We start from the raw sequence: 21,323 nt of genomic DNA, 5'->3' as shown, positions 1-21,323 counted from the left end.
GTCTGACTCCTGAATGTAAAAGCTTGAGGTTCTGAATTCTTGTCGATGCGGCACCGGGCAGGTTCGCGCATCCTCGGCGCCGCGTCTGTCCGCGGCACCACACCGGACGTTGTTACTTGCTGCCCACGCGCACGATCTTGAGCGTGTTCGTGCCGCCGGCCTGGCCCATCGGCTCGCCGATCGTCAGCACGATGAAATCGCCGTGCTGCACCACGCCCTGCGCGAGCAGCAGTTCTTCTGCCTGCTCCAGCGCCTCGTCGCGGTCGGTGCTCGACTGCAGCGGCAGCGCCACCACGTTGCGGTACAGCTGCATCTTGCGCTGCGACGCCAGGTTCGGGGTCATCGCGTAGATCGGCACGTGGATGCGGTGGCGGCTCATCCACAGCGCCGTGGCGCCGGAATCGGTCAGCGCGGCAATCGCCTTCACTCCTAGATGATAGGCCGTGAACAACGCACCCATGGCGATCGACTGGTCGATGCGCGAGAACGTCTGGTTCAGGAAATCGGTGTCGAGCTGCACCACTTCCGACTTCTCTGCCTCCAGGCAGATCGCCGCCATCGCTTCGACCGTTTCCACCGGATAGCGCCCGGCAGCGGTTTCGGCGGAGGTCATCACGGCATCGGTGCCGTCGAGCACGGCGTTGGCCACGTCGGAGACCTCGGCGCGCGTCGGCACCGGGTTCACGATCATGCTTTCCATCATCTGCGTGGCCGTGATCGTGAGCTTGTTCGCTTCTCGCGCGAGGCGGATCATGCGCTTTTGCAGCGCCGGCACGGCAGCATTGCCCACTTCCACGGCCAGGTCGCCACGGGCGACCATGATGCCGTCCGACGCGTTAAGGATTTCCTCGAGCACGCCGGGCCGGATCGCCTCGGCACGCTCGATCTTGGCGATCATGCGTGCCTTGTGGTTGTGCTGCTGCCCGGCCACGTTGGCCAGCTGGCGTGCCATTTCCATGTCCGTGGCGTTCTTCGGAAAGCTCACGGCCAGATAGTCCGCGCCCAGCGCCATGGCGGTCTTGATGTCCTCCATGTCCTTGGCGGTCAACGCCGGCGCCGACAAACCGCCACCCTGGCGGTTGATCCCCTTGTTGTTCGACAGCTCGCCGCCCACGCGCACCGTGGTGAAGATCTCGCTGCCGAGCACGCGGTCCACCACCAGCACGATCAGGCCGTCGTTGAGCAGCAGTACGTCGCCCGGGCCCACGTCGCGCGGCAGATCCTTGTAGTCCAGCCCAGCGCGCTGCTCGTTGCCGACCTGGCAATTGGAATCGAGCACGAACGAATCACCCACCTTCAGCGTGACCTTGCCGTTCTCGAACTTGCCCACGCGGATCTTGGGGCCCTGCAGGTCGGCCATGATGGCCACCTCGCGCCCGCAGGCCGCAGCCGCTTCGCGCACCATGGCCGCACGGTCGATATGATCCTGCGCGGTGCCATGCGAGAAATTCAGGCGCACCACATCGACACCGGCCCCGATCATGCGGGTAAGCACCTCCAGCGTGCTGGAGACAGGACCAATGGTGGCGACGATCTTGGTGGAACGGGACATGCGGGCGGCTTCCTTCAATGGGGGCGTAAAGGGGCTTGAACAGTCTTGCGTAATCGTGGAGCCAGCCACCGGCCGGCTCCGTTGCGCCGCATCAGCCTGCGGCGCGTTGTTCCAGCACTTCGAAGGCCGGCAGCTTGCGGCCTTCGAGGAATTCCAGGAAGGCACCGCCACCCGTGGAGATATAGTCCACGCGGTCGGCAATACCGTACTTGGCGATGGCGGCCAGCGTATCGCCACCGCCTGCAATCGAGAACGCCTTGGATGCGGCGATGGCCTCGGCCAGCACCTTGGTGCCGTTGCCGAACTGGTCGAACTCGAACACGCCAACCGGACCGTTCCAGACGATGGTGCCGGCGGACTTCAACTGGTCGGCCAGCATGGCGGCGGTCTTCGGACCGATATCCAGGATCATGTCGTCGTCGGCCACGTCCTTGACGTCCTTGACCGTGGCGGCGGCCGTGGCGCTGAATTCCTTGGCGCAGACCACATCGACCGGAATCGGCACCGAGGCGCCACGGGCGGCCATGATGTCGATGATCGCGCGGGCGTCGCCCACGAGGTCGGCCTCGGCCAGCGACTTGCCGATCTTCAGGCCGGCGGCCAGCATGAACGTATTGGCGATACCGCCACCGACCACGAGGTTGTCGACCTTGTCGGCCAGCGCCTTCAGGATGGTCAGCTTGGTCGAGACCTTGGAGCCGGCCACGATGGCTGCCAGCGGACGGGCCGGCTGGCCCAGCGCGCGGCCCAGCGCATCGATCTCGGCGGCCAGCAAGGGGCCGGCGCAGGCGATGGGAGCGTACTTCGCGATGCCGACAGTGGTGGCTTCGGCACGGTGGGCTGTCCCGAATGCGTCATTGACGTACACGTCGCACAGCTTGGCCATTTTCTGGGCCAGTTCGTCGCTGTTCTTCTTCTCACCCTTGTTGACGCGGCAGTTTTCCAGCAGCACGACTTGCCCCGGCGCCACGTCCACACCATCGACCCAGTTTTGCACCAGACGCACGGGCTTACCCAGCAGTTCGGACAGGCGCGTGGCGATAGGCGCAAGCGAATCCTCGGGCTTGAACTCCCCCTCGGTCGGGCGACCCAGATGCGAAGTCACCATCACCGCGGCGCCTGCTTCAAGACTGGCCTGGATGGCCGGCACCGAGGCGCGGATGCGCGTGTCTTCGGTAATGTTCCCTGCGTCGTCTTGGGGCACATTCAGATCGGCGCGGATGAACACACGCTTGCCGGAAAGCTTGCCTTGGGAAATGAGATCGGAAAGACGCAGAACAGAGGTCATGGCGAGGAGCGCAGAGGCATGAACGGCACGCGGCCGCACATAAATTTCGGGGAAACCGGCATTTTACCTGATCGTCGTTGCGGATTTGCGGGTTCGGCCCCTTGCGGCTCATACAACACTCGCATCGTAGTTGACCCCCCACTTCATAGGGGTATTGGACTAGTTGCAGTCCCCGCCGCTTCCGGTAATGTATGGCCCAATGTATTAAACATATGCATTGTCAGACACCCCGACCATTTTTGATGGTTTTAGTACATTATGTGGGGCAACCGACCTAGATCGGACGTTTGACGCACGACCATTCCCGCGGCCAGTCCGGTACAGCGGGAAGGACTGTTGTCGTTGGAATGCTAAGGGGTAGTCACATGGACCAAGCAGCTGTCCACGGTGCCATCCGTGGGTTGTACGAGGGCATTCTGGATCCAGGGGCGTGGCAGCAAAGTCTCCGTGCGGTGACCAATATGGCCGGTTCCGCGCATGCGTCGATGATGGTGTGGGATACCGTGACTGATCAGGTCACCGTCAATGAAGTCGTCAACCCCGTCACCGAACTGTTCACCGCCTACGAAGCCGAATTCCAGGTCATCGATCCGGCCAAGTCCTTTGCGCCCCGCCTGGTGCCGGGGGCCTGGTACATCGACGCGCGTGACCTGGGGCCGCAGGCCATGGCGCGCCACCCGTTCTATCGCGACTTCTTCAACCGCTTCGACCTGCGCTCCTATGTGGCATGCCTGGTCGAGCGGCAGCCGCACTACGAAGTCTATTTCTCGATGCAGCGAGCGATGTCGCAGGAGGCGTTTTCCGGCGAGGACACCCGCAAGCTCGATTGGGTCGTGCCCCACATGCGTACCGCCATCGCGATGCGCGAGCGCACGCTGGCGCTGTCCACGCTGGCGTCCCTGTCCTCGCGGCTGATCGAGCGGCTGGCGTTTGCCCTGATCGTCTACACGCCCGACCGCCGCCTGCTGCTTGCCAACACCGCCGGTGAGCGCTGGGCGCGCCGCCTGGACCCTGCTGGCAAAACGGCCGGCTGGCAACTCTCGCGCCATTTCCCGGACATGCTTCAGGCTGCCTGCGACCCCGCCACGCCACTCGGCGCCCAGGCCGCCCGGGCGACGGACAGCCTCGGCAACCACGCCGAGGTGCTGGTGCTGCCGTTACCCCCCACCCATGCGTTTGCCTCGCAGTGGCAGCAACCGGCAGCCATGGTGGTGGTGCACGAGGCCGGCGCCCCTTCGGTGCTGCTCGACACCGCGCTACGAAACCTCTACGCGCTGACGCCCGCCGAGACACGGCTTGCATCCCGCGTTGCCACCGGCGAAGCCTTGCCCGAGGCCAGCCGCCAACTGCGCATCCGGCACGAGACCGCGCGCACGCAACTCAAGTCGATCTTCCTGAAGACCGGCTGCACCAGCCAGCCCCAACTGACGCACCTGCTGACGAAACTGTCGGCGGCCCTTGACGGCGGCTGAACGCCACCGGCGCTTTTCGCGGTAACTCTCCTCCCTCCGCAGGCAGGCCGATCCCGGCCCTTGCGCGACCCCGCACGGCGGGGTCCGTGCGCCTATGCGGAGGTAAACCATGAGAACAAGAAACGAGACAGGAAAAAGCAGGATGAAGGAAGGTGACATGCACGAGACAATTCGCGGTCTTTACCAAGGCGTATTCGATCCCCTCGCGTGGCAACGCAGCCTCTTTGCGCTTTGCCGTTTCAGCGACAGCACGCAGGCCTCATTGTTGATCGTGGATGCCGGCCGGCACACCGTGCTGGCCCGCCATACCGTCCATGGCGTGGCGGGAGATCCGTCGCAGTGGTCGCGTTCGCCGGGCCTGATCTCCGGCCTGCCCGCCGCGGGTAGCCTGCCGGTGGGCAGTTGGCATATCGACCGGCGCGAATTGCCGGTCCCGGTCTCGGCCCGGTATCCGCTGGACGGACGCGCGCTCGAAGAACCGCCGCCGGCTTCCGTCATGGCTTGCCTGGTAGACCGGCAATCCAGCCATGAGGTGTACCTGGCATTCCAGCGGCCTGCCAGTGAAGTCGTGTTCTCGGAGGACGATGCAAGAAAGCTCGACTGGGCCATCCCGCACCTGCGAGAAGCCATGGCGCTGCGCGAGCGCATGCATGGCGTGGCAGCCCAGGGGCATGTTTCGGCGGATCTGCTGAACCGGCTGCCGTTTGGCGTGATCGTCTTTGGAGAATCGGGCAAGCCGTTGATGCACAACCCGGCAGGCGAGCCATGGATACGCCGGCTGCAACCGGGCGGCGGCGAGCCTTCCAACGGCAATATCAATGGCAATGGCAGCGGCATGCCCAATGCCAATCACACCAGCAACGGCAACGGCCCGGCCTGGCGCCTGTCGCGGCCCTTCGGCGAAGTCTTCCGGGCGGTGGGAGATCCTGGCAGGCTACAGCCCACCCAGGCCGTCCAGGCCATTGGCGCCGATGGCCGTGCCGCGCAGATCGTAGCCCTGGCGATGAAGCCGGCCGCGTATCTGTCACCCGACTGGCAAGGCCATCCGGTGCTGGTCACCATCCACGAGAACCACGGCGTACCCCGCGCGGTGCCGTCCGTGCTGCGGGATCTTTACGCACTGACGCCTGCGGAGTGCCGGCTGGCGCTGCTGCTGACCACGGGGATCGGGTTGCCCGACGCCTGCCTGCAGCTCGGCATCAAGCGCGAGACCAGCCGCTCGCAGCTCAAGTCGATCTTCACCAAGACGAACACGAGCACACAGGCCCAGCTCGCTCACCTGCTCACGCGGCTCGGCAGCGTGCTGAGCGAGCCGGTCATGCACGACGATCGCTAGCCACTCGCCGCTAACCCAGCAGCCGCAGCGCGGTATAGACGATCATCCCCACCGCGATCATCCCCACCATGCGGCGCGTCAGCACGTAGCAGAGCGTGGCCGCAATGCCGGCCATCAGCTTGTCGTTGGTCGGCGAAATCGTGAAATGCCCCTCGAAGGTCAACAGGTCCGGCAAGATGATGGCCGCCAGCGCGGCAGCCGGCGCATAGCGCAGCGCACGCTGGATGCGGTCGGGCACGGTCACGCGCTCCCCAGCCATCAGGAACAGCGCCCGCGACAGCACGGTGACAACGGTCATGCCGAGGATGGCGATCCAGGTGTCGATGGCGCTCATGTGCGGTCTCCCGGTTGCGGGGCGCCTGCCTCGCGGCCTCCGCCGCCACGCTTGATGGCGCGCAGCGTGGCCCGGTTCGCCATCTCGTCGCTGGCCATGCCGGCGGCAATCGCGGCCAGCACCGCCAGTACCAGGGCCAGCCGGTACGGCAGGTCGAAGCAGAGCAGCGCCACCACGGCGGCCACCAGCACCGCCATCAGCGTGGAACGCGAGTTGATCGTCGAGACCATCACCGGAATCAGCGCCAGCGTGCCGGCCAGCGCCAGGCCCCAGCTGTCCGGGAACATGCTCGCCAACAGGATGCCGATCAGCGACGAGACCTGCCACGTGGCACAGTTGGTCAGCGCCATGCCCCAGAAATACCCTTCCTTGCCCGGCGCGTAGCCCGGCTCGGCATAGCGCTGCATGAAATAGACGAAATGCAGGTCGCCGTTGAAGAATCCCAGCAGCGTGCGGCGCCACATCGGCAGATAGCTGAAATGCGGCAGCAGCGCGGCGCTGAAGATCAGGAAGCGCAGGTTCACCACGGCAGCGGTCAGCCAGACCGTCCAGATCGGCAGGCCGGCGGCAAACAGCGGCAGCACGGCCAGTTGCGCGGACCCTGCGTAGACCAGCAGCGACATGCCGATGGCCTGCGGCACGGTCAGCGCCGACTTGCTCATGGCCACCCCGGTCACCAACCCCCACGAGAACACCGCGGGCAACGAAGGCGCAAAGAAACGCGCGCCGTCGAGAAAGGCGTTGCGCTCGACTTCGGCAAAGCGATGCCAGAGGCGAGTCCATGCCGGGGACAACTGTCGGGGTGTCATGGGCGGAGGCAAAAAGCAGGAGCGGGAGGGATGGCGGCCGTCTTGGGCGGCATCGTCATCGGAATGACCATCGGCCACGCAAGGCGCGGCCGATGGCGAAGGCCCCATTATAGGGCGGAGACTGCCGTTGGTAAGCGGTGACTTAAAAGTGATGTTTCGACTGTTGTTTCCTCGCCCGCCTGCTTTAGAAAATGCTGAAAAGCAGCATCAGGCTGGACGCGCCGCCACCGGTGCCTGCGCGGCAGCGGGATCTTCCTGATCGTCGCCGCCACCCGCCTGGTTCAGGTCGATCCCCGAGGTCTCCGGCAGCAGCGCGGCCGAAACGATCACCACCGCATAGCCCACGCCAGCCACCATCGCAATGGCCAGCGCCAGCGACGTGCGTCCGCTGTTGAGCCAGCCCACGGCCAGCGGGAAGAACGAACCGATCACACGACCCAGGTTGTACGACACGCCGTAGCCCGTGGCCCGCACCGCGCTTGGATACGACTCCGAGATTGTCGCGCCGATGCCCGAGAACACGCCCTGCATCAGCACGCCCAGCGGAAAGCCCAAAAACAGCATCGATGTATTCGAGACCGGGATCACCATGTAGATCATCGCCATCACGAACGCCCCGGCCGCAAATGCGATATAGGTCAGCCGGCGGCCCCAGCGGTCTGTGGCATAGGCGCCCGCCACATAGCCCACCAGCGAGCCGAGGATGGTCACGGCGAGGTAGGAACTGGTGCCGAACACCGAGAGCCCACGCTCGGTTTTCAGGAACGTGGGCAGCCACGTGGCGATGGCGTAGTACGCGCCCAGCATGCCACCCGAGAGCAGGCTGCACAGCAGCGTCTTGCGCAGCAACGGACGACGGAACACGCGTGCCAGATCGGCCATCGCCGAAACCCGGCCCTCGGCTGCGCGCTCGGCACGGCTCTTGAGGAAGACTTCGGGCTCTTCGAGATTACGGCGCAGATACACCACCACCAGCGCGGGCAGGATGCCGAGGAAGAAGCAGACACGCCATGCCGTTTCCGGCTCGAACAGGCTGAACGTGATGGCGTATGCGATGGCTGCGCCGCCCCAGCCAAACGAATAGCTGCTGGCCGTGAAGCCCGAATACTTGCCGCGATGCGCGGGGTTCTTGATCAGCTCTGTCACCAGCACCATGCACAGCGACGACTCGCCGCCAAACCCCAGCCCCTGCATCATCCGGAACACCATCAGTTGCTCGGGCGAATTGGCAATGCCGCACAGGAAACACGACACCGCGAACACGATGATGGTCCAGCGCAGCACGCGCACGCGACCGAACCGATCGGCCAGCAACCCGGCACCCACGGCGCCCACCAGCGACGACACCAGGGTCCACGTGACGATGGCGCCCGCCATCGACTTGCTCATGCCCCACTGCGCCAACAGCGTTGAGATCAGGAACGAGTAGATCATGAAGTCGAACACATCGACCGCATGCCCGAGGAACGCCCCGTAGAACCCCTTGCGCTCCGCGCGCGACAACTCCTTGAACCAGTCCAGCATGATCGCCCTCCCCTTGGCTTCTCTGTATGTCTGTGTGGTGATATGTCGATGTCTTTATGGCTGCGATAGGCACGGCGGGGCCCGGTAGCCGTAGCCCGCGTCTTCCAGCCGCTGTGCGAAACGCAGCGACGTGAGATCGCCGAAGCGGCGCGCCACGATCTGCACGCCCACGGGCAGGCCGTCGCGTGCAGGACCGATGGGCGCCACCGTCGACGGCAATCCGCACAGCCCCGAATGGCCGGCCCAGAACAGTTGCAATGTCAGCGGCAGCGGCTTGCCATTGACTGAAATCGTGCGTTGCCACGGCTCGCCGACTTCATCGATTGGAAACGCGGTGGTGGACGCTGCCGGGCACAGCAGCACGTCGTAGTCGCCGAAGAATCGGCTCCACGCCCGTGCAAAGCGTTCGCGTGCGTGCTGCATCAACAGCCATTGGCGATGCGTGAGCGTGGCGCCCGTGAACTGCATCGTCGCGTAATCCATGTCATCGACGTTGGCTGGATGGGATCGCCGCATTGCCTCGGCAAACGCCGCGTCATCCATATGGAACGAGGTCGTGGCGCGCAGCAGCAGTACGTAGACGCGCCATAATTCGGCGGCATCGAAATCGGGGCGGACGTTCCACGCGACATGCGCACCCTGTTCCGCCAGCCAGTGGCCAAGGTCTTCAATCGCGCCACTGACCGCCACATCGGCCTCGGCTAGCGGGTGCGTTGACAGCACGGCCACACGAAAATCGGCCAGCCGGTCGAGATCGCACGGCGGCAGTTCCAGTTGCCATGCCGGCGCATCGGCGGCATCGGGGCCGGCAATGGCGCGCAGCACCAGTTCGAGATCGCGCGCACTGCGTGCGACGGGGCCGGCCACGTTGATGTCCTGCTCGACAAACCCCGCCTCAGCATTGCCATGGCCACGCAACGGCACGATGCCGTGGCTGCTCTTGTGTGAAAACACGCCGCAGTAGTGCGCAGGGTTGCGCAGCGAAGAACCAATGTCCGAGCCGATATCGAAGTAGCTCATGCCGGCGCAAACCGCCGCCGCACTGCCGCCCGACGATCCACCGGGCGTGCGCGTCAGGTCATGCGGATTGCGCGTGGTGCCGTAGATCGCGTTGTAGCTCTGCCAGTCGCGCAGGCCCAGCGGCACGTTGGTCTTGCCGAGCAGCACGGCGCCGTGCGCGCGCAGCCGCTCCACGACCACGGCATCGGCCACGGCGCGATGGCCGGTGCGGGCCGGCGCGCCACAGGTCGTGGGCCATCCCGCCACATCGAACGATTCCTTGATCGAGAACGGCACGCCATCGAGCGCCCCACGCGTACGACCAGCCTGTCGGCGTGCATCGCTCTGCGCAGCCACTTCGCGCGCCGCCTCGAAGTCAGCAACGACGATGGCGTTGATCTGACCGTTCTGCGATTCCCATACCGTCCGGCACGCATCGACCAGCGCCACCGAAGTGGTCTCGCCGCGCGCCAATTGGGCGGCCACGACATGCACGGGCATCCGGCAGACAGCATTGGGAAGATCGGCCGGCGGCAGGTCGGGCAGGGTCACGGGGGCTCCAGATGTTGTACGTGGACGGGTGGGGACCACCAGTCTGCGCGTGTTTGTGTCGGTATACTATATTCAGAATTGCACAAATCACAAGGCAGTATTTGTGCCAAGGCTGGATGCACCGTAACAAGGCGAATCAAGGCCAATCAAGCATCGCAGGGCAGAATGACTCGAAATCGGAGCACCAAGGCAGGGGAAATTTGTATACCGTTTGGTGCAAACGGGGAATGAAACGACTACTGCCGCAGCAGCCCGACCAGATCGTCGATATCGGGCAGCACGGCATCGCGGCCGATGGCCTCGCCGTCGGAAGCCTCCAGCACGCCATCCGCCAGCGCGCGCTTGCCCTGGTGCAGGTCCACGATGCGCTCCTCGATCGTGCCCGCCGAAATCAGCCGGTAGACCGTGACCGGCCGTTGTTGGCCGATGCGGTGGGCGCGGCCCATCGCCTGATCCTCGGCAGCCGGGTTCCACCACGGGTCCGCGATCACCACGTAGTCTGCGGCGGTCAGGTTCAGGCCGAAGCCGCCCGCCTTCAGGCTGATCAGGAAGGCATCGCCCTCCCCCGACTGGAAGGCCGCCACGCGACGCGTGCGTTCGGGGGCCGGCGTGGCGCCGTCCAGATACTGGTAGCTCAGGCCCGCCTGATCCAGCGCATCGCGCAGGATCTGCAGGAAATCGACGAACTGGCTGAACACCAGCGTCTTGTGGCCATTCGCTGCGAGCGTCGCCACGAGGTCGGCAAACGCGCGCACCTTGGCGCCGGGCTGCGCCACCTCGGGCGTGACAAGCCGCGGATCGCACGCGGCCCGCCGCATCCGCATCAACTGGGCCAGTACGTGGATGCGCGCCTCGGGTTCGGGCAGCGTGGCACGGGCCCGCTTGTCTTTCTTCGGTCGCAGCAACGCGCGCTCGGCCTCGGACAGTGCCTGCCGCCGCAGCGCCTCGTAGTGCGCCGCCTCGGCCGGCTCTGGCGTCACGCGGATCACCAGTTCGGTACGCGGTGGCAGTTCATCGAGCACCTGCGCCTTGGTCCGGCGCAGCACAAATGGCGCGATCATCCGGCGCAGCACCACGCGCGGCTCGCGCGCCCCGTTGCGTTCGATCGGATTGGCGAAATGCTCGTTGAACCGCACCAAGGATCCCAGCAGCCCCGGATTGCAAAAGCGCATCACGGCCCAGAGTTCGGCGAGGCGGTTCTCCACCGGCGTACCGGACAGGGCGATGCGGCAATCCGCCTGCAACGCGAACATCGCCTGCGCGCGGCGCGAGGTCGGGTTCTTGAACGACTGGGCTTCGTCGGCCACCACTGTGTGCCACGCTCGCGCGCAGAACGCGCGGCGCGCCTGCTGCAGCAACGTGTACGAAACGATCACCACGTCATGCGCCGTAGCCTGCTCGACGATGGCATCGCGATCCCCCTCGGCATAGACCATGACGTTGAGCGACGGCGCAAAGCGGCGCGCTTCCGCCGCCCAGTTGCCGCACACCGAAGTGGGCGCCACTACAAGCGCCGCGCCACCCGACGCGCGCGCCAGCAGCACGGCCAGCGATTGCAGCGTCTTGCCCAGCCCCATGTCGTCGGCCAGACAAGCGCCCAGCCCTGCCTCGGCCAGCGACATCATCCAGCGGTAGCCCTCGCACTGATAGGGCCGCAGCTCGGCGGCCAGCGTGGCCGGCACGAGTGCATCGGCCTCGCGCGCGGCGCGCAGGCGCTTCACGCGGCCGCGGAAATGCGCATCGGGATCGAGACCCACACCGGCCAGCACATCGTCGAGCCAGGGTGTGGCGACGAGTGGCACGCGGATGCCGTCGCGCACGGTGTCGCCCACGCCAGCCAGATCGCGCAGCCTATCGCGCAATCGGCGGGTCAGCGCCACGTAGACGCCGTGGTCCATCGGGATGAAACGTCCCGCGTGGCCGTGCGCCCATTTGACGAGCTTTTCGAGTGACAGCACGAGCCCCTCGGCCACGTGCAGCTCGCCGACCAGCTTGAACCACTCGCTGCCGGTCTCCACACTGACAGCCAGTTGCGGCAGGTCTGCGGCGATCACGCGCAGTTCGCGTCCGCGCGGCCAGTCGAGATCGATCACGCCAGCCAGCCCCGGCAGCGTCTCCACGGCAGTCAGCGCATCCTCGGGATCGTCGAGCGTCCAGGCATGCTCGCCATTCGCGGGCGACTGCTGCACGAGGAACGGCAGCGCGTCGAATACCTCGGCCACGTGTGCGAGTTCGGCATCGAGATCGCGCTGCGTCACCAGGGTCTCGCCGCCGAGGGTGGCCATCAACTGCGCGCGGCCTTGGCCCGGCGCCAGACGCGGCCCGAGCGGTCCCAGCGGCGTGACCACGAGCCGCAGGCTGATGCCACGTCCCACGGGCGCCACTTCGGCGCGCAGCCGCGACTCCGGATCGCGCTCGCGCGCTTCGCCCGAACTATCGGCATGGATCTGGAAATGGCCGGCCAGCGCCCGCAGCGTACTGTCGAGCCGGGCCTGTGCGTTGGCGGGCACGGCCAGCCCGCCTGCAATCAGCTTGGCCGCGCCCTGCTGGGCCGCCGTGAAGCGAATCACGCGTAACCGGCGCGCGCCATCGCGCAGCACCGTGATCTGGCGCAGCGCCTCGGCCTCCTGTTTCGCGGCGGCCGGCAGGAAATCCTCCATCGAGCGTGCGGGCCGGGGCGGCGGCACGATGCGCAGCATGTAGCGATCCCCTTCCCGCACGGCCTCCAGCGCGGGAGACCCTTCCACCACTTCCATCGGCACGGTCGGCGCATGGGACAGCACCACGGCAGGATGCCCGACCAGCGCCATCACGGCGGCGGCGCGGTCCAGCACATGGCGACGGTTGCGCGACGTGTCGCGCCGGATGGCACGCGCCACTCGGGCATCCCACGGCGCCAGCGCATCGTCGCCAGCCACGCGCGCAAGGGGGATGGGACGCGGCTGGCCCCAACCGCGCGGACCCAGCGACTGGGCCATCGGCTCGATGGTGCCCACCTCGCCATCGCCGTCGATCGTCAATGCCCAGACCAGCCGGCGGTCGCGACCCGGGTCTTCCTCCGCCGGGGTGCCGCCCGCCAGCGCTTCGAGTGCGCCGAGCGCGTCCTGCCAGGCAGGCCCGGAGGCATCCACGGCATCGACATCGACAGGATCAAGCGGTTCGGGGGGCAGGTCGGTCTGGGCCACGCGTACAGGCTGGGAGGCAAAGGTGCGATTGTAGAACGGGCGTCCGCCGGGCCGCGTTGGCACGCAAGGCCCCGCGGCTTACAATGGCGCCTTTACGACTTTCGTTGGTGCAGAGGGAGACAACCATGTCGATGGCGGATCGCGACGGCAAGATCTGGATGGACGGCAAGCTGATTGAATGGCGCGATGCCAAGATTCACGTGCTGACGCACACCCTGCACTACGGCATGGGCGTATTCGAAGGCGTGCGCGCCTACAAGACGCCTGACGGTCCGGCGATTTTCCGCCTGAAAGAGCACACGCGCCGCCTGTTCAACTCGGCCAAGATCTTCCAGATGGCGATGCCGTTCGACGAGGCCACCCTGGAAGCCGCCCAGCGCGAAGTGGTGCGCGCCAACAACCTGGATTCCGGCTACATCCGCCCGCTGGTCTGGATCGGCTCCGAGAAGATGGGCGTGTCCGCCAAGGGCAACACGATTCACGTGGCCATCGCCGCGTGGCCGTGGGGCGCCTACCTGGGCGAGGACGGCATGGAGCGCGGCATCCGCGTGAAGACCTCGTCGTTCACGCGCCACCACGTCAATGTCTCGCTGGTGCGCGCCAAGGCCAGCGGCTACTACATCAACTCGATCCTGGCCAACCAGGAAGCCACCGGCCTGGGCTACGACGAAGCGCTGCTGCTCGATACCGACGGCTACGTCAGCGAAGGCTCGGGCGAGAACGTGTTCATCGTGCGCAACGGCGTGATCTACACCCCGGACCTGGCTTCGTGCCTGGACGGCATCACGCGCGACGCCACGCTGACCATTGCGCGCGACCTCGGCATCGAAGTCCGTGAAAAGCGCATCACGCGCGACGAGATGTACTGCGCCGACGAAGCCTTCTTCACCGGCACCGCCGCCGAAGTCACGCCGATCCGCGAACTGGACGACCGCGTCATTGGCGAAGGCAGCCGTGGCCCGGTCACCAAGCGCATCCAGGACACCTTCTTCGCGGCCGTGCACGGCACTGACGAGAAGTACAAGAAGTGGCTGACGCCGGTCTGACCGGCGGCAACCTGAAAACAGCAAGATCCCTGCGAACCCATCCCTGCAAGACTACGTAACACCATGACGCAAACCGCAACCGTCGTAGAAATCGGCGCGGAAGACATTCCGCTGCACTGCCCCACCGGCAACACCCCGGCGTGGAACTATCATCCGCGCGTCTTCCTGGACGTGGCGGACACCGGCGAGGTCAAGTGCCCGTACTGCGGCACCGTGTACAAGCTCAAGCCGGGCACCGTGCTCAAGGGCCACCACTGATCCGTACGACGCACGCTTCCTCCTGCCGTTTCGACCTGACGCCCCGGGCCGCCCAGCGCCCCGGGGCGTTGACATGCCCGGGCACCGAAGAAAAGGGCCAAGCCAGACCCACTCCATGAGAAAAGCCCTCGTTATTGCCCCCAACTGGATCGGCGACGCCCTGATGGCGCAGCCGCTCTTCTCGCTGCTCAAGGCGCGCCACCCGCGCCTTGTCATCGACGCCCTCGCGCCCAAGTGGGTCGCTCCGGTCCTCGCGCGCATGCCCGAGATCGGCAAGGTATTCCCGAGCGACCTGGCGCACGGCAAGCTGCAGCTCAGCGCGCGGCTGATGTTCGCCCAGCAGCTCAAGCACGAAGGCTACGACGTGGCCTATGTACTGCCGAATTCGCTGAAATCGTCGCTGATTCCGTTCCTGGCCGGCATTCCGCTTCGCGTCGGCTATCGCGGCGAAGCACGCTTCGGCATGATCAACATCCGCCACGCCAACCCGCCGCGCGACAACCGCCCGCCCATGGTGGAGCACTACGCCCGCCTGGCCCTCAAGCCCGGCGCGCGCCTGCCGGAATCGATCCCCGATCCGCAGCTCAAGGTAGACCCGGCGCGCATGGCGGCCACCGCTGGCCGCTTCGGCATCGCTCCGGGCACGCGGGTGATCGCGTTCTGCCCCGGCGCGGAGTTCGGCCCCGCCAAGCGCTGGCCCGCCGCGCATTTCGCGGCGCTGGCGCAGATGCTGCGGCGCTCGTATCCGTATGCCCAGATGATCACGCTGGGGTCCGCCAAGGACAGCGAGATCGCCGAGGAAATCGTCGCGGGCGCCCCGTTCGTGCGCAACCTATGCGGACAAACCTCGCTGGACGATGCCGTGGACCTGCTGGCGCTGTCGGAGGCCGCAGTCTGCAACGATTCGGGCCTGATGCACGTGACCGCCGCGCTGAACCGGCCCCAGGTAGCCGTCTACGGCTCCAGCGATCCGCGCCATACGCCCCCGCTGTCACAGGCAGCGAGTATCATGTGGCTGCAACTCGAGTGCAGCCCTTGCTTCAAGCGCGAGTGCCCGCTCGGCCACCTGCGTTGCCTGAAGGAGATCGAACCCGAAATGGTGTTCGTCGAGTTGCGCAAACTCCTGCATCGCCCCTGACCACGCCAACATGCCTCGTTTCGCCCGCCTGTTCGATTCCGCCGAAGACATCGTCGATGCCTTCCGTGAAGCCATGAAGTTGCGCGACGCCGACGGCGCCCTGCGGCTCTGGCTGGACGAAGACTCGGTCACGTGCGTCATGCCCGATGGCCAGCGCCTGATCGGCCATGACAGCCTGCGCCAGGCTTTCGCCCATCTGCTCGAAGAGCAACCCGTGCTGATCGATGCCATCGAGACCAGCAGCCATTCGTCGCTCGGCGTGTCGATCTTCGACGTGACCGAGGCACTGCGCTTTGGCGAAGGCCGCGTGGAAGCCGACCTCTTCGTGCATACCACCTATGTGCTGATGCAGAACCACGAGGGCTGGCGCCTGGCCCATATTCATTGCAGCCCGGCCAACGCGGTGCAGGTGGCCGCCGTGGCCGCCGCACCGGGACAGGCCCTGCACTGACAGGCGACGCCATGCTGTTCGGCGACGCCTTCCAGACACCGTGGTGGCTGCGCGGCGGCCACGCGCAGACCATCCTGCCCGCGCGCTTCACGCGACACCGCCGCATCACGTTCCGGCGCGAGCGCTGGAGCACGCCCGATGGCGACTTCATCGATCTCGACTGGACCACGCACCCCACCGCCGCCGATGCGCCGCTGGTGGTGATGTTCCACGGCCTGGAAGGCGACTCGCGCAGCCACTACGCGCAGACGCTGATGACCGCGCTGCGCGAGCGCGGCTGGCAAGGCGTGATTCCGCATTTCCGTGGCTGCTCGGGCGAACTGAACCAGGCGCCGCGTTTCTATCATTCGGGCGATTCCGCCGAGATCCGCTGGGTGCTGCACCGTCTGCGCGACACGGTACGCCAGAGCGACCCAGACAGGCCGATACTGGCCGTGGGCATCTCGCTCGGCGGCAATGCGCTGTTGCGCTTTCTTGGCGAGGATGGCCACGCGGCCGGCTTCCTGAGCGGGGCGGCAGCAATCTCTTCCCCGCTGGATCTGGCGGCAGGCGGGGCGGCGCTCTCCAGCGGCTTCAACATGCTCTACACGCGGATGTTCCTGCAGACGCTCAAGCGCAAGTCGCTGGCCAAGCTCGACCAGTTCCCCGGCCTGTTCGACCGCGACACGATGCTGGCGAGCCGCGACCTGTACGCGTTCGACAACATCGTCACGGCACCGCTGCACGGCTTTCGCGATACGGACGACTACTGGGCGCGCGCCTCCAGCAAGCCCATCCTCGGCGAGATCCGCATTCCTACGCTCGTGCTGAACGCGCGCAATGATCCCTTCCTGCCGGGCCGCCACCTGCCTGGCCCCGCAGAGGTGAGCGCCGACGTCACGCTGGAGCAACCCGAGCACGGCGGCCACGTCGGCTTCATGACGCCGCGCAACGGCCTGCTCGGCCATCTGCCGCTGTTGCCCGTGGCTGGCCATATCGAATGGCTGCCGGCACGCATCCTCGCGTTCTTCGACAGCATTCGCGCATAAACAAAGGAGACAGACCATGGACGAAGTTGTCAGGCAAGCCATGGCCCGCTGGCCGAACGTGCCGAACTGCTACGGCTGGCTGGCGCTGGACCGGCGCGGCCAATGGCGCATGCGCAACGAGTTCGCGCAACAGCACGGCCTGTCCGGCGACCCGATCCGGCATGAGGCGCTGATCGCCTTTATCGAACGCAACTACACGCGAGACGAACACGGCGGCTGGTACTTCCAGAACGGGCCGCAGCGCGTGTTTGTTTCGCTGATGTACACACCATGGATCGTGCGGCTGCACAACGGCGTGCTGTCCACCACGACGAGCCGCGCGTTTGTTCCGGCTTCATGCTTTGCCGATGAGCACGGCAATGTGTTGCTGTCGGGCACGGTCGACGGCGTGGATGGCGAGCAGGCGGCGCTGCTCCACGATCATGATCTGGATGCGTTCAGTACGACCAGCGATTGGCATGGCGAAGCCTGCGGGGCGACGCTGGGGGTCTTCCACTACGATGGCCGCGATATTGAAATCGAGCCGATCGTGGAGGCGGAGGTGGAGAAGCGGTTTGGGTTTATAAGCTCCCCTCTCCCGCCTGCGGGAGAGGGGTTGGGGGAGAGGGCCTGAGGTTCTGCTTGCCGAACAGTGGCAATTTGCACCGCCTGCCCTCTCCCCTGCCCCTCTCCCAAAGGGAGAGGGAAAAACCAGCGGTAGATTGAACCGAACGTCAGTTCGGCATCCCCTTGCTATCCTGCCGATCCTCCTTGTACTGCAGCTGCAACTGATGCAGCCGCGCATCGACCTCCGACAGCGTATAGAAATCGCCATCGGACGCCTTGCGTGCAATCTGCAACTGCTCGATGGCGGCCTGGTACGAACCGTCCATCGCATATTTCTCGGCCAGCGCCTGATGCTGCTGCAGCCGCTTGCCCTGCGCAGCGTAGGCCCGCGCCAGCAACTCCCACCATTCCGAACGCCCCGTTTCCTCGCGCGTGCGGGATCTCAGGAACGCCACGGCATCGTTGAGGCGGCCCGCGGCGACCAGCGTATCCGCATAGGCCAGCGCAGCGGCGTGGGAGAGCGGAAACGCCTTCAGCGTGGCCGCCGACTGGTTCAATGCATCCTGGATACGGCCTTCGTTACGCGCCAGTTCCACGGCCATCACGTCGAGCATCGGCGTGCCCGACGTCACGCCGGGAATGTTGCCGTAGAGCCGACGCGCCTCCATCAACGCCTTCTCCGCGTCCTGGAAACGGCCCAGCTTCTGGTTGGCGAACGCCATGCCGTAGTAGATCGCGGGCAGACGTATGGGCGAGGCAGTGGAAGTCTGGGCCTGGAACGAAGCCAGCAGGTTGCGCAGGTCACTGGGCGCGGGGGACTGCACCACGGCGGCCCGGGCGCGCGCGAACTCGTAGTCGGGCGTGTTGGCGACCTTGCGCGGAGCGATGTGGCGCGCACGGTCGGACATGTCCGCGATCCGCTCGGACGTAAGCGGGTGGGTGCGCACATAGGCCGGCACGGACGTGTCTGAAATCCCGGTCACGCGCTGCAGCCGTTGGAAGAAATCGGGCATGCCCTGCGGATCGAAGCCCGCCGAGGTCATGATCTGGAACCCGACTCGATCCGCCTCACGCTCCGCGCCGCGCGAGAACGACAACTGATTGGCCACGGCGGCGCCCTGCCCGCCCATGGCCAGCGCCGCCGCCGCGTCACCGCTCTTGGTGGCGGCCAGACCGGCCAGCACCATCGACGCCAGGGCGATCCACATCGACTGGTCCTGGCTCGTGATCCCGCGCGCGATATGCCGTTGCGTGACGTGGCCGATTTCGTGGCCGAGCACCGAGGCCAACTCGGACTCGGTCTCGGACTGCACGAGCAAACCCGTATGCACGCCGATATAACCGCCTGGCATGGCGAAGGCGTTGATCGAGCGATCCCGCACACCGAACAGTTCGAAGCCCGTGGCAAACGTGCCCGCACCGTTGGAACCCGCCAGGTTCTGCCTGCGCGCGGCCTGCACCAGCCGGTAACCCAGCGCATTCAGGTAATCGTTCAGCAAGGCATCGGACACGTAGTCCGGATCGCGCCGGATGCTGCGCATGATGCGGTCGCCGAGCCGCTTCTCCATGTCGGGCGACAGCGATGCCGTGGAAGGGTCGCCCAGGTCCGGCAACTGGATGCCCGACGACTCCACCACCGTATTGCCGCTGCGCAGCCCGAAGTCTGACTTCTGCCCGGCGCGCACGCTGCGGTTCAGGTTGTCGAAGACCTGATCGCTGACATCGCCGCTCAATGCCGGCCCCAGCGACGCCACCGGTGCAGTGGACAACCGCGCGTTGGCGGCTGCAGCGGGCGACGAGGCCGCCGAGACCTGGGGTGCCCGCGATGGGGTGCCTTGCGGCCACGCGGGGGCCGCGAGCGTCATCACGAGCGCAGCCGCCACCCCACGCGTCAAAAGTGACGCGCGGACGGCGGACGGAGCGGGCACGGCGGAATCGGCAGCGCGGGCACTCGACCGGACGGGCAGGCGGCGAGGCCATGGAGTCTTTGGCATGTTGCTATGATAGCGGCCTCTTGATGACGTTCCCATCGGGCAAGCCCTCCTGGCCAGTTCGTCCCCCGCACCCTCCACTTTCCAAGCGTTCGCACCCATGAGTCAGCTCACCCATTTCGACAATGCCGGCCAGGCCCATATGGTGGATGTTGGCAGCAAGGCCAGCACGCACCGCGTGGCCGTGGCGACTGGCACGATCACCATGCAGCCCGAGACGTTCGCGCTGGTGCGCGATGGCAACGCCAAGAAAGGCGATGTGCTGGGCATCGCCCGCGTGGCCGCCATCATGGCCACCAAGCGCACTTCCGACCTGATTCCGCTGTGCCACCCCATCGGGCTGACCCGCGTGGCCGTGGATTTCGCCCTCGACGAACCCAGCGCGACCGTCGCCTGCATCGTCCGCACCGAAACCCAGGGCCAGACCGGCGTGGAGATGGAAGCACTCACCGGCGTCCAGATCGCCCTGCTGACGATCTACGACATGTGCAAGGCCGTCGATCGCGGCATGGTCATCGGCAATGTGAAGCTGCTGGAGAAGCATGGCGGGAAGTCGGGCGACTGGGTGGCGGGTCCGCAGGGATAGCATCCGGCGCTTGTCCTGCCCGTAATAACGGTAACGCGGCATTTCGGAAAGCGCTCCCGTGCGCCTGCCTCAGGCAAATTGATATTGAATAGAACGTAACAATTCCGCAGCCGGCGCCGGTATCCCAGGCGGCGGGATCGGGCGTTATGCAGGTGTTCGGCAGGATTTCGAGGTAACGATCATGAACGGGCGCAAGCTCTGCCAGTTGGCGCTGGCACTGGCCGCAATCGGTGCGGTCGCTTTCACCACAACCGCCGAGGCCCGCACGCGCGTGGGCGTGGGTGTCTATGTCGGACCGGGCTGGGGCTACGGCCCAGGATGGGGCCCCGGCTGGGGACCTGCGTGGGGACCGGGATGGGGACCATACGGCTCCTACTATGGGCCGGCTTATGGTCCGGTCTATGGTCCGGTCTATGGTCCGGGCTACTATCCGGCACCGGCACCGGCAGTCGTAGCCGTGCCGGCGCCGAATCCGCCGCAGTACATCGAGCAGGGCAGCGATGGGAATCCGACGCTGACCGATGGCACCTCGCCCAATGCGTGGTGGTACTACTGCAATCAACCGCAGGGCTATTTTCCGTATGTGAAGGAATGCCCGGGTGGCTGGCAACGCGAACAACCGCGCGCGCCATCGTCCTCGGCACCTGTGCCGGGCACACCCGCCGCATCTTCGTCCGCCCTGCCGGGAGCCACGTCATGAGAACCCGTTCCGTCTGCCTGCTGCTCGTGGCTACCAGCGCGCTGGGCGCCTGTGCCGTGATGCCATCGGGGCCGAGCGTGATGGCGTTGCCGGGCACCAACAAGTCGTTCGACCAGTTCCGGGGCGACGACTATAACTGCCGCCAGTATGCGTTTGGACAGATTGGCGGCACGAGCCCACAGCAGAATGCCAACGCGGCGGCCGTCGGCAGCGCGGCAATCGGCACGGCGCTGGGCGCGGCTGCGGGTGCGGCGTTCGATGGCGGTGCTGGGGCTGCCGTGGGCGCGGGTGTCGGCCTGTTGACTGGCGCTGCGGTAGGGGCCGGAAATTCGTACAACGCGGGCTACGGCTCCCAGCAGCGCTACGACGCGGCCTACGTGCAGTGCATGTACGCGAGCGGCAACCGCGTGCCGGTGTACGGGCAGATGGTCAACTCGCCGCCACCGTCCCGCGCTGCGATGCCCCCCGCCAACTACCAGCCCTACTACCCGCCGCCTCCGCCACCCGGATATGTCCGCTAACGCAAGG

General features: G+C 66.2%; 19 protein-coding genes. 11 read left to right on the top strand and 8 right to left on the bottom strand.

What is annotated here, in order from left to right:
- Window positions 1-112 precede the first annotated feature (112 nt).
- Window positions 113-1,552 carry a pyruvate kinase gene (gene pyk, locus FFS21_RS11665; RefSeq protein ID WP_137925002.1) on the bottom strand — a complete coding sequence of 480 codons (1,440 nt, stop codon included), beginning with the start codon at window positions 1,550-1,552 and terminating at the stop codon, window positions 113-115.
- Window positions 1,553-1,643: 91 nt separating this feature from the next.
- A complete protein-coding gene (locus tag FFS21_RS11660; protein WP_137925001.1) occupies window positions 1,644-2,840 on the bottom strand; it encodes a phosphoglycerate kinase in 1,197 nt (398 codons plus the stop codon).
- 365 nt (window positions 2,841-3,205) lie between these two features.
- On the opposite strand from FFS21_RS11660, the gene FFS21_RS11655 reads away from it, so the two are divergent.
- A complete protein-coding gene (locus FFS21_RS11655; protein ID WP_137925000.1) occupies window positions 3,206-4,312 on the top strand; it encodes a helix-turn-helix transcriptional regulator in 1,107 nt (368 codons plus the stop codon).
- A 142-nt stretch (window positions 4,313-4,454) separates the two neighbouring features.
- Window positions 4,455-5,648 (top strand): helix-turn-helix transcriptional regulator, encoded by a 1,194-nt coding sequence (locus FFS21_RS11650; protein WP_137924999.1) that lies wholly within the window; start codon window positions 4,455-4,457, stop codon window positions 5,646-5,648.
- A gap of 10 nt (window positions 5,649-5,658) precedes the next feature.
- Here FFS21_RS11650 and FFS21_RS11645 read toward each other — a convergent pair whose 3' ends face one another.
- The 5 genes from FFS21_RS11645 to FFS21_RS11625 all read right to left on the bottom strand — a co-directional run bounded on the left by FFS21_RS11645 (window position 5,659) and on the right by FFS21_RS11625 (window position 13,051).
- Window positions 5,659-5,982 (bottom strand): AzlD domain-containing protein, encoded by a 324-nt coding sequence (locus FFS21_RS11645; RefSeq protein ID WP_137924998.1) that lies wholly within the window; start codon window positions 5,980-5,982, stop codon window positions 5,659-5,661.
- The gene (locus FFS21_RS11640; protein ID WP_137924997.1) at window positions 5,979-6,791 is read right to left on the bottom strand and encodes an AzlC family ABC transporter permease; all 813 of its coding nucleotides are present in this window, start codon (window positions 6,789-6,791) and stop codon (window positions 5,979-5,981) included. Before FFS21_RS11640 ends, FFS21_RS11645 begins: the two co-directional genes overlap by 4 nt.
- 207 nt (window positions 6,792-6,998) lie before the next feature.
- A complete protein-coding gene (locus FFS21_RS11635; RefSeq protein WP_137924996.1) occupies window positions 6,999-8,315 on the bottom strand; it encodes an MFS transporter in 1,317 nt (438 codons plus the stop codon).
- 54 nt (window positions 8,316-8,369) lie between these two features.
- Complete coding sequence (locus tag FFS21_RS11630) at window positions 8,370-9,866, bottom strand: amidase (RefSeq protein ID WP_137924995.1); 1,497 nt, start codon at window positions 9,864-9,866, stop codon at window positions 8,370-8,372.
- Between the two features lie 236 nt (window positions 9,867-10,102).
- Window positions 10,103-13,051, bottom strand: coding sequence for a DEAD/DEAH box helicase (locus FFS21_RS11625; protein WP_137925016.1), 2,949 nt, complete (start codon window positions 13,049-13,051; stop codon window positions 10,103-10,105).
- A gap of 125 nt (window positions 13,052-13,176) precedes the next feature.
- Here FFS21_RS11625 and FFS21_RS11620 point away from each other — a divergent pair, with 125 nt between their 5' ends.
- From FFS21_RS11620 to FFS21_RS11595, 6 genes are all read left to right on the top strand, one after another.
- The gene (locus tag FFS21_RS11620; RefSeq protein ID WP_137924994.1) at window positions 13,177-14,097 is read left to right on the top strand and encodes a branched-chain amino acid transaminase; all 921 of its coding nucleotides are present in this window, start codon (window positions 13,177-13,179) and stop codon (window positions 14,095-14,097) included.
- 63 nt (window positions 14,098-14,160) lie between these two features.
- A complete protein-coding gene (locus tag FFS21_RS11615; RefSeq protein WP_061954896.1) occupies window positions 14,161-14,355 on the top strand; it encodes a zinc-finger domain-containing protein in 195 nt (64 codons plus the stop codon).
- Between the two features lie 115 nt (window positions 14,356-14,470).
- The gene (gene waaF / locus FFS21_RS11610; RefSeq protein ID WP_137924993.1) at window positions 14,471-15,493 is read left to right on the top strand and encodes a lipopolysaccharide heptosyltransferase II; all 1,023 of its coding nucleotides are present in this window, start codon (window positions 14,471-14,473) and stop codon (window positions 15,491-15,493) included.
- 10 nt (window positions 15,494-15,503) lie between these two features.
- On the top strand, window positions 15,504-15,944 hold the full coding sequence (locus tag FFS21_RS11605) for a YybH family protein (RefSeq protein WP_137924992.1): 441 nt from the start codon (window positions 15,504-15,506) through the stop codon (window positions 15,942-15,944).
- 11 nt (window positions 15,945-15,955) lie between these two features.
- Window positions 15,956-16,972, top strand: coding sequence for a YheT family hydrolase (locus tag FFS21_RS11600; protein WP_137924991.1), 1,017 nt, complete (start codon window positions 15,956-15,958; stop codon window positions 16,970-16,972).
- A 16-nt stretch (window positions 16,973-16,988) separates the two neighbouring features.
- A complete protein-coding gene (locus FFS21_RS11595) occupies window positions 16,989-17,585 on the top strand; it encodes a DUF2946 family protein (protein WP_137924990.1) in 597 nt (198 codons plus the stop codon).
- 100 nt (window positions 17,586-17,685) lie between these two features.
- Here FFS21_RS11595 and FFS21_RS11590 read toward each other — a convergent pair whose 3' ends face one another.
- Window positions 17,686-19,512 (bottom strand): beta-barrel assembly-enhancing protease, encoded by a 1,827-nt coding sequence (locus FFS21_RS11590; protein WP_502705166.1) that lies wholly within the window; start codon window positions 19,510-19,512, stop codon window positions 17,686-17,688.
- A gap of 97 nt (window positions 19,513-19,609) precedes the next feature.
- On the opposite strand from FFS21_RS11590, the gene moaC reads away from it, so the two are divergent.
- The 3 genes from moaC to FFS21_RS11575 all read left to right on the top strand — a co-directional run bounded on the left by moaC (window position 19,610) and on the right by FFS21_RS11575 (window position 21,316).
- A complete protein-coding gene (moaC, locus tag FFS21_RS11585) occupies window positions 19,610-20,095 on the top strand; it encodes a cyclic pyranopterin monophosphate synthase MoaC (RefSeq protein ID WP_137924988.1) in 486 nt (161 codons plus the stop codon).
- 181 nt (window positions 20,096-20,276) lie between these two features.
- A complete protein-coding gene (locus FFS21_RS11580; protein ID WP_137924987.1) occupies window positions 20,277-20,795 on the top strand; it encodes a hypothetical protein in 519 nt (172 codons plus the stop codon).
- Entirely contained in the window at window positions 20,792-21,316 is a 525-nt protein-coding gene (locus FFS21_RS11575) for a hypothetical protein (protein WP_137924986.1), read from the top strand. Before FFS21_RS11580 ends, FFS21_RS11575 begins: the two co-directional genes overlap by 4 nt.
- Window positions 21,317-21,323 lie beyond the last annotated feature (7 nt).

The organism is Cupriavidus sp. 2SB (assembly GCF_005503625.1).
In the GTDB taxonomy this organism is placed as follows: Bacteria; Pseudomonadota; Gammaproteobacteria; order Burkholderiales; family Burkholderiaceae; genus Cupriavidus.
This window is presented reverse-complemented; position numbering and strand designations above follow the sequence as displayed.

What these genes read in the sequence shown, in the direction of transcription:
- FFS21_RS11620 (WP_137924994.1), top strand. Translation starts at nt 13,177, where the DNA reads ATGTCGATGGCGGATCGCGACGGCAAGATCTGGATGGACGGCAAGCTG.
- FFS21_RS11660 (WP_137925001.1), bottom strand. Translation starts at nt 2,840, where the DNA reads ATGACCTCTGTTCTGCGTCTTTCCGATCTCATTTCCCAAGGCAAGCTT.
- moaC (WP_137924988.1), top strand. Translation starts at nt 19,610, where the DNA reads ATGAGTCAGCTCACCCATTTCGACAATGCCGGCCAGGCCCATATGGTG.
- FFS21_RS11645 (WP_137924998.1), bottom strand. Translation starts at nt 5,982, where the DNA reads ATGAGCGCCATCGACACCTGGATCGCCATCCTCGGCATGACCGTTGTC.
- FFS21_RS11640 (WP_137924997.1), bottom strand. Translation starts at nt 6,791, where the DNA reads ATGACACCCCGACAGTTGTCCCCGGCATGGACTCGCCTCTGGCATCGC.
- FFS21_RS11595 (WP_137924990.1), top strand. Translation starts at nt 16,989, where the DNA reads ATGGACGAAGTTGTCAGGCAAGCCATGGCCCGCTGGCCGAACGTGCCG.
- FFS21_RS11615 (WP_061954896.1), top strand. Translation starts at nt 14,161, where the DNA reads ATGACGCAAACCGCAACCGTCGTAGAAATCGGCGCGGAAGACATTCCG.
- FFS21_RS11590 (WP_502705166.1), bottom strand. Translation starts at nt 19,512, where the DNA reads ATGCCAAAGACTCCATGGCCTCGCCGCCTGCCCGTCCGGTCGAGTGCC.
- FFS21_RS11650 (WP_137924999.1), top strand. Translation starts at nt 4,455, where the DNA reads ATGAAGGAAGGTGACATGCACGAGACAATTCGCGGTCTTTACCAAGGC.
- FFS21_RS11635 (WP_137924996.1), bottom strand. Translation starts at nt 8,315, where the DNA reads ATGCTGGACTGGTTCAAGGAGTTGTCGCGCGCGGAGCGCAAGGGGTTC.
- FFS21_RS11600 (WP_137924991.1), top strand. Translation starts at nt 15,956, where the DNA reads ATGCTGTTCGGCGACGCCTTCCAGACACCGTGGTGGCTGCGCGGCGGC.
- FFS21_RS11655 (WP_137925000.1), top strand. Translation starts at nt 3,206, where the DNA reads ATGGACCAAGCAGCTGTCCACGGTGCCATCCGTGGGTTGTACGAGGGC.
- waaF (WP_137924993.1), top strand. Translation starts at nt 14,471, where the DNA reads ATGAGAAAAGCCCTCGTTATTGCCCCCAACTGGATCGGCGACGCCCTG.
- pyk (WP_137925002.1), bottom strand. Translation starts at nt 1,552, where the DNA reads ATGTCCCGTTCCACCAAGATCGTCGCCACCATTGGTCCTGTCTCCAGC.
- FFS21_RS11580 (WP_137924987.1), top strand. Translation starts at nt 20,277, where the DNA reads ATGAACGGGCGCAAGCTCTGCCAGTTGGCGCTGGCACTGGCCGCAATC.
- FFS21_RS11575 (WP_137924986.1), top strand. Translation starts at nt 20,792, where the DNA reads ATGAGAACCCGTTCCGTCTGCCTGCTGCTCGTGGCTACCAGCGCGCTG.
- FFS21_RS11605 (WP_137924992.1), top strand. Translation starts at nt 15,504, where the DNA reads ATGCCTCGTTTCGCCCGCCTGTTCGATTCCGCCGAAGACATCGTCGAT.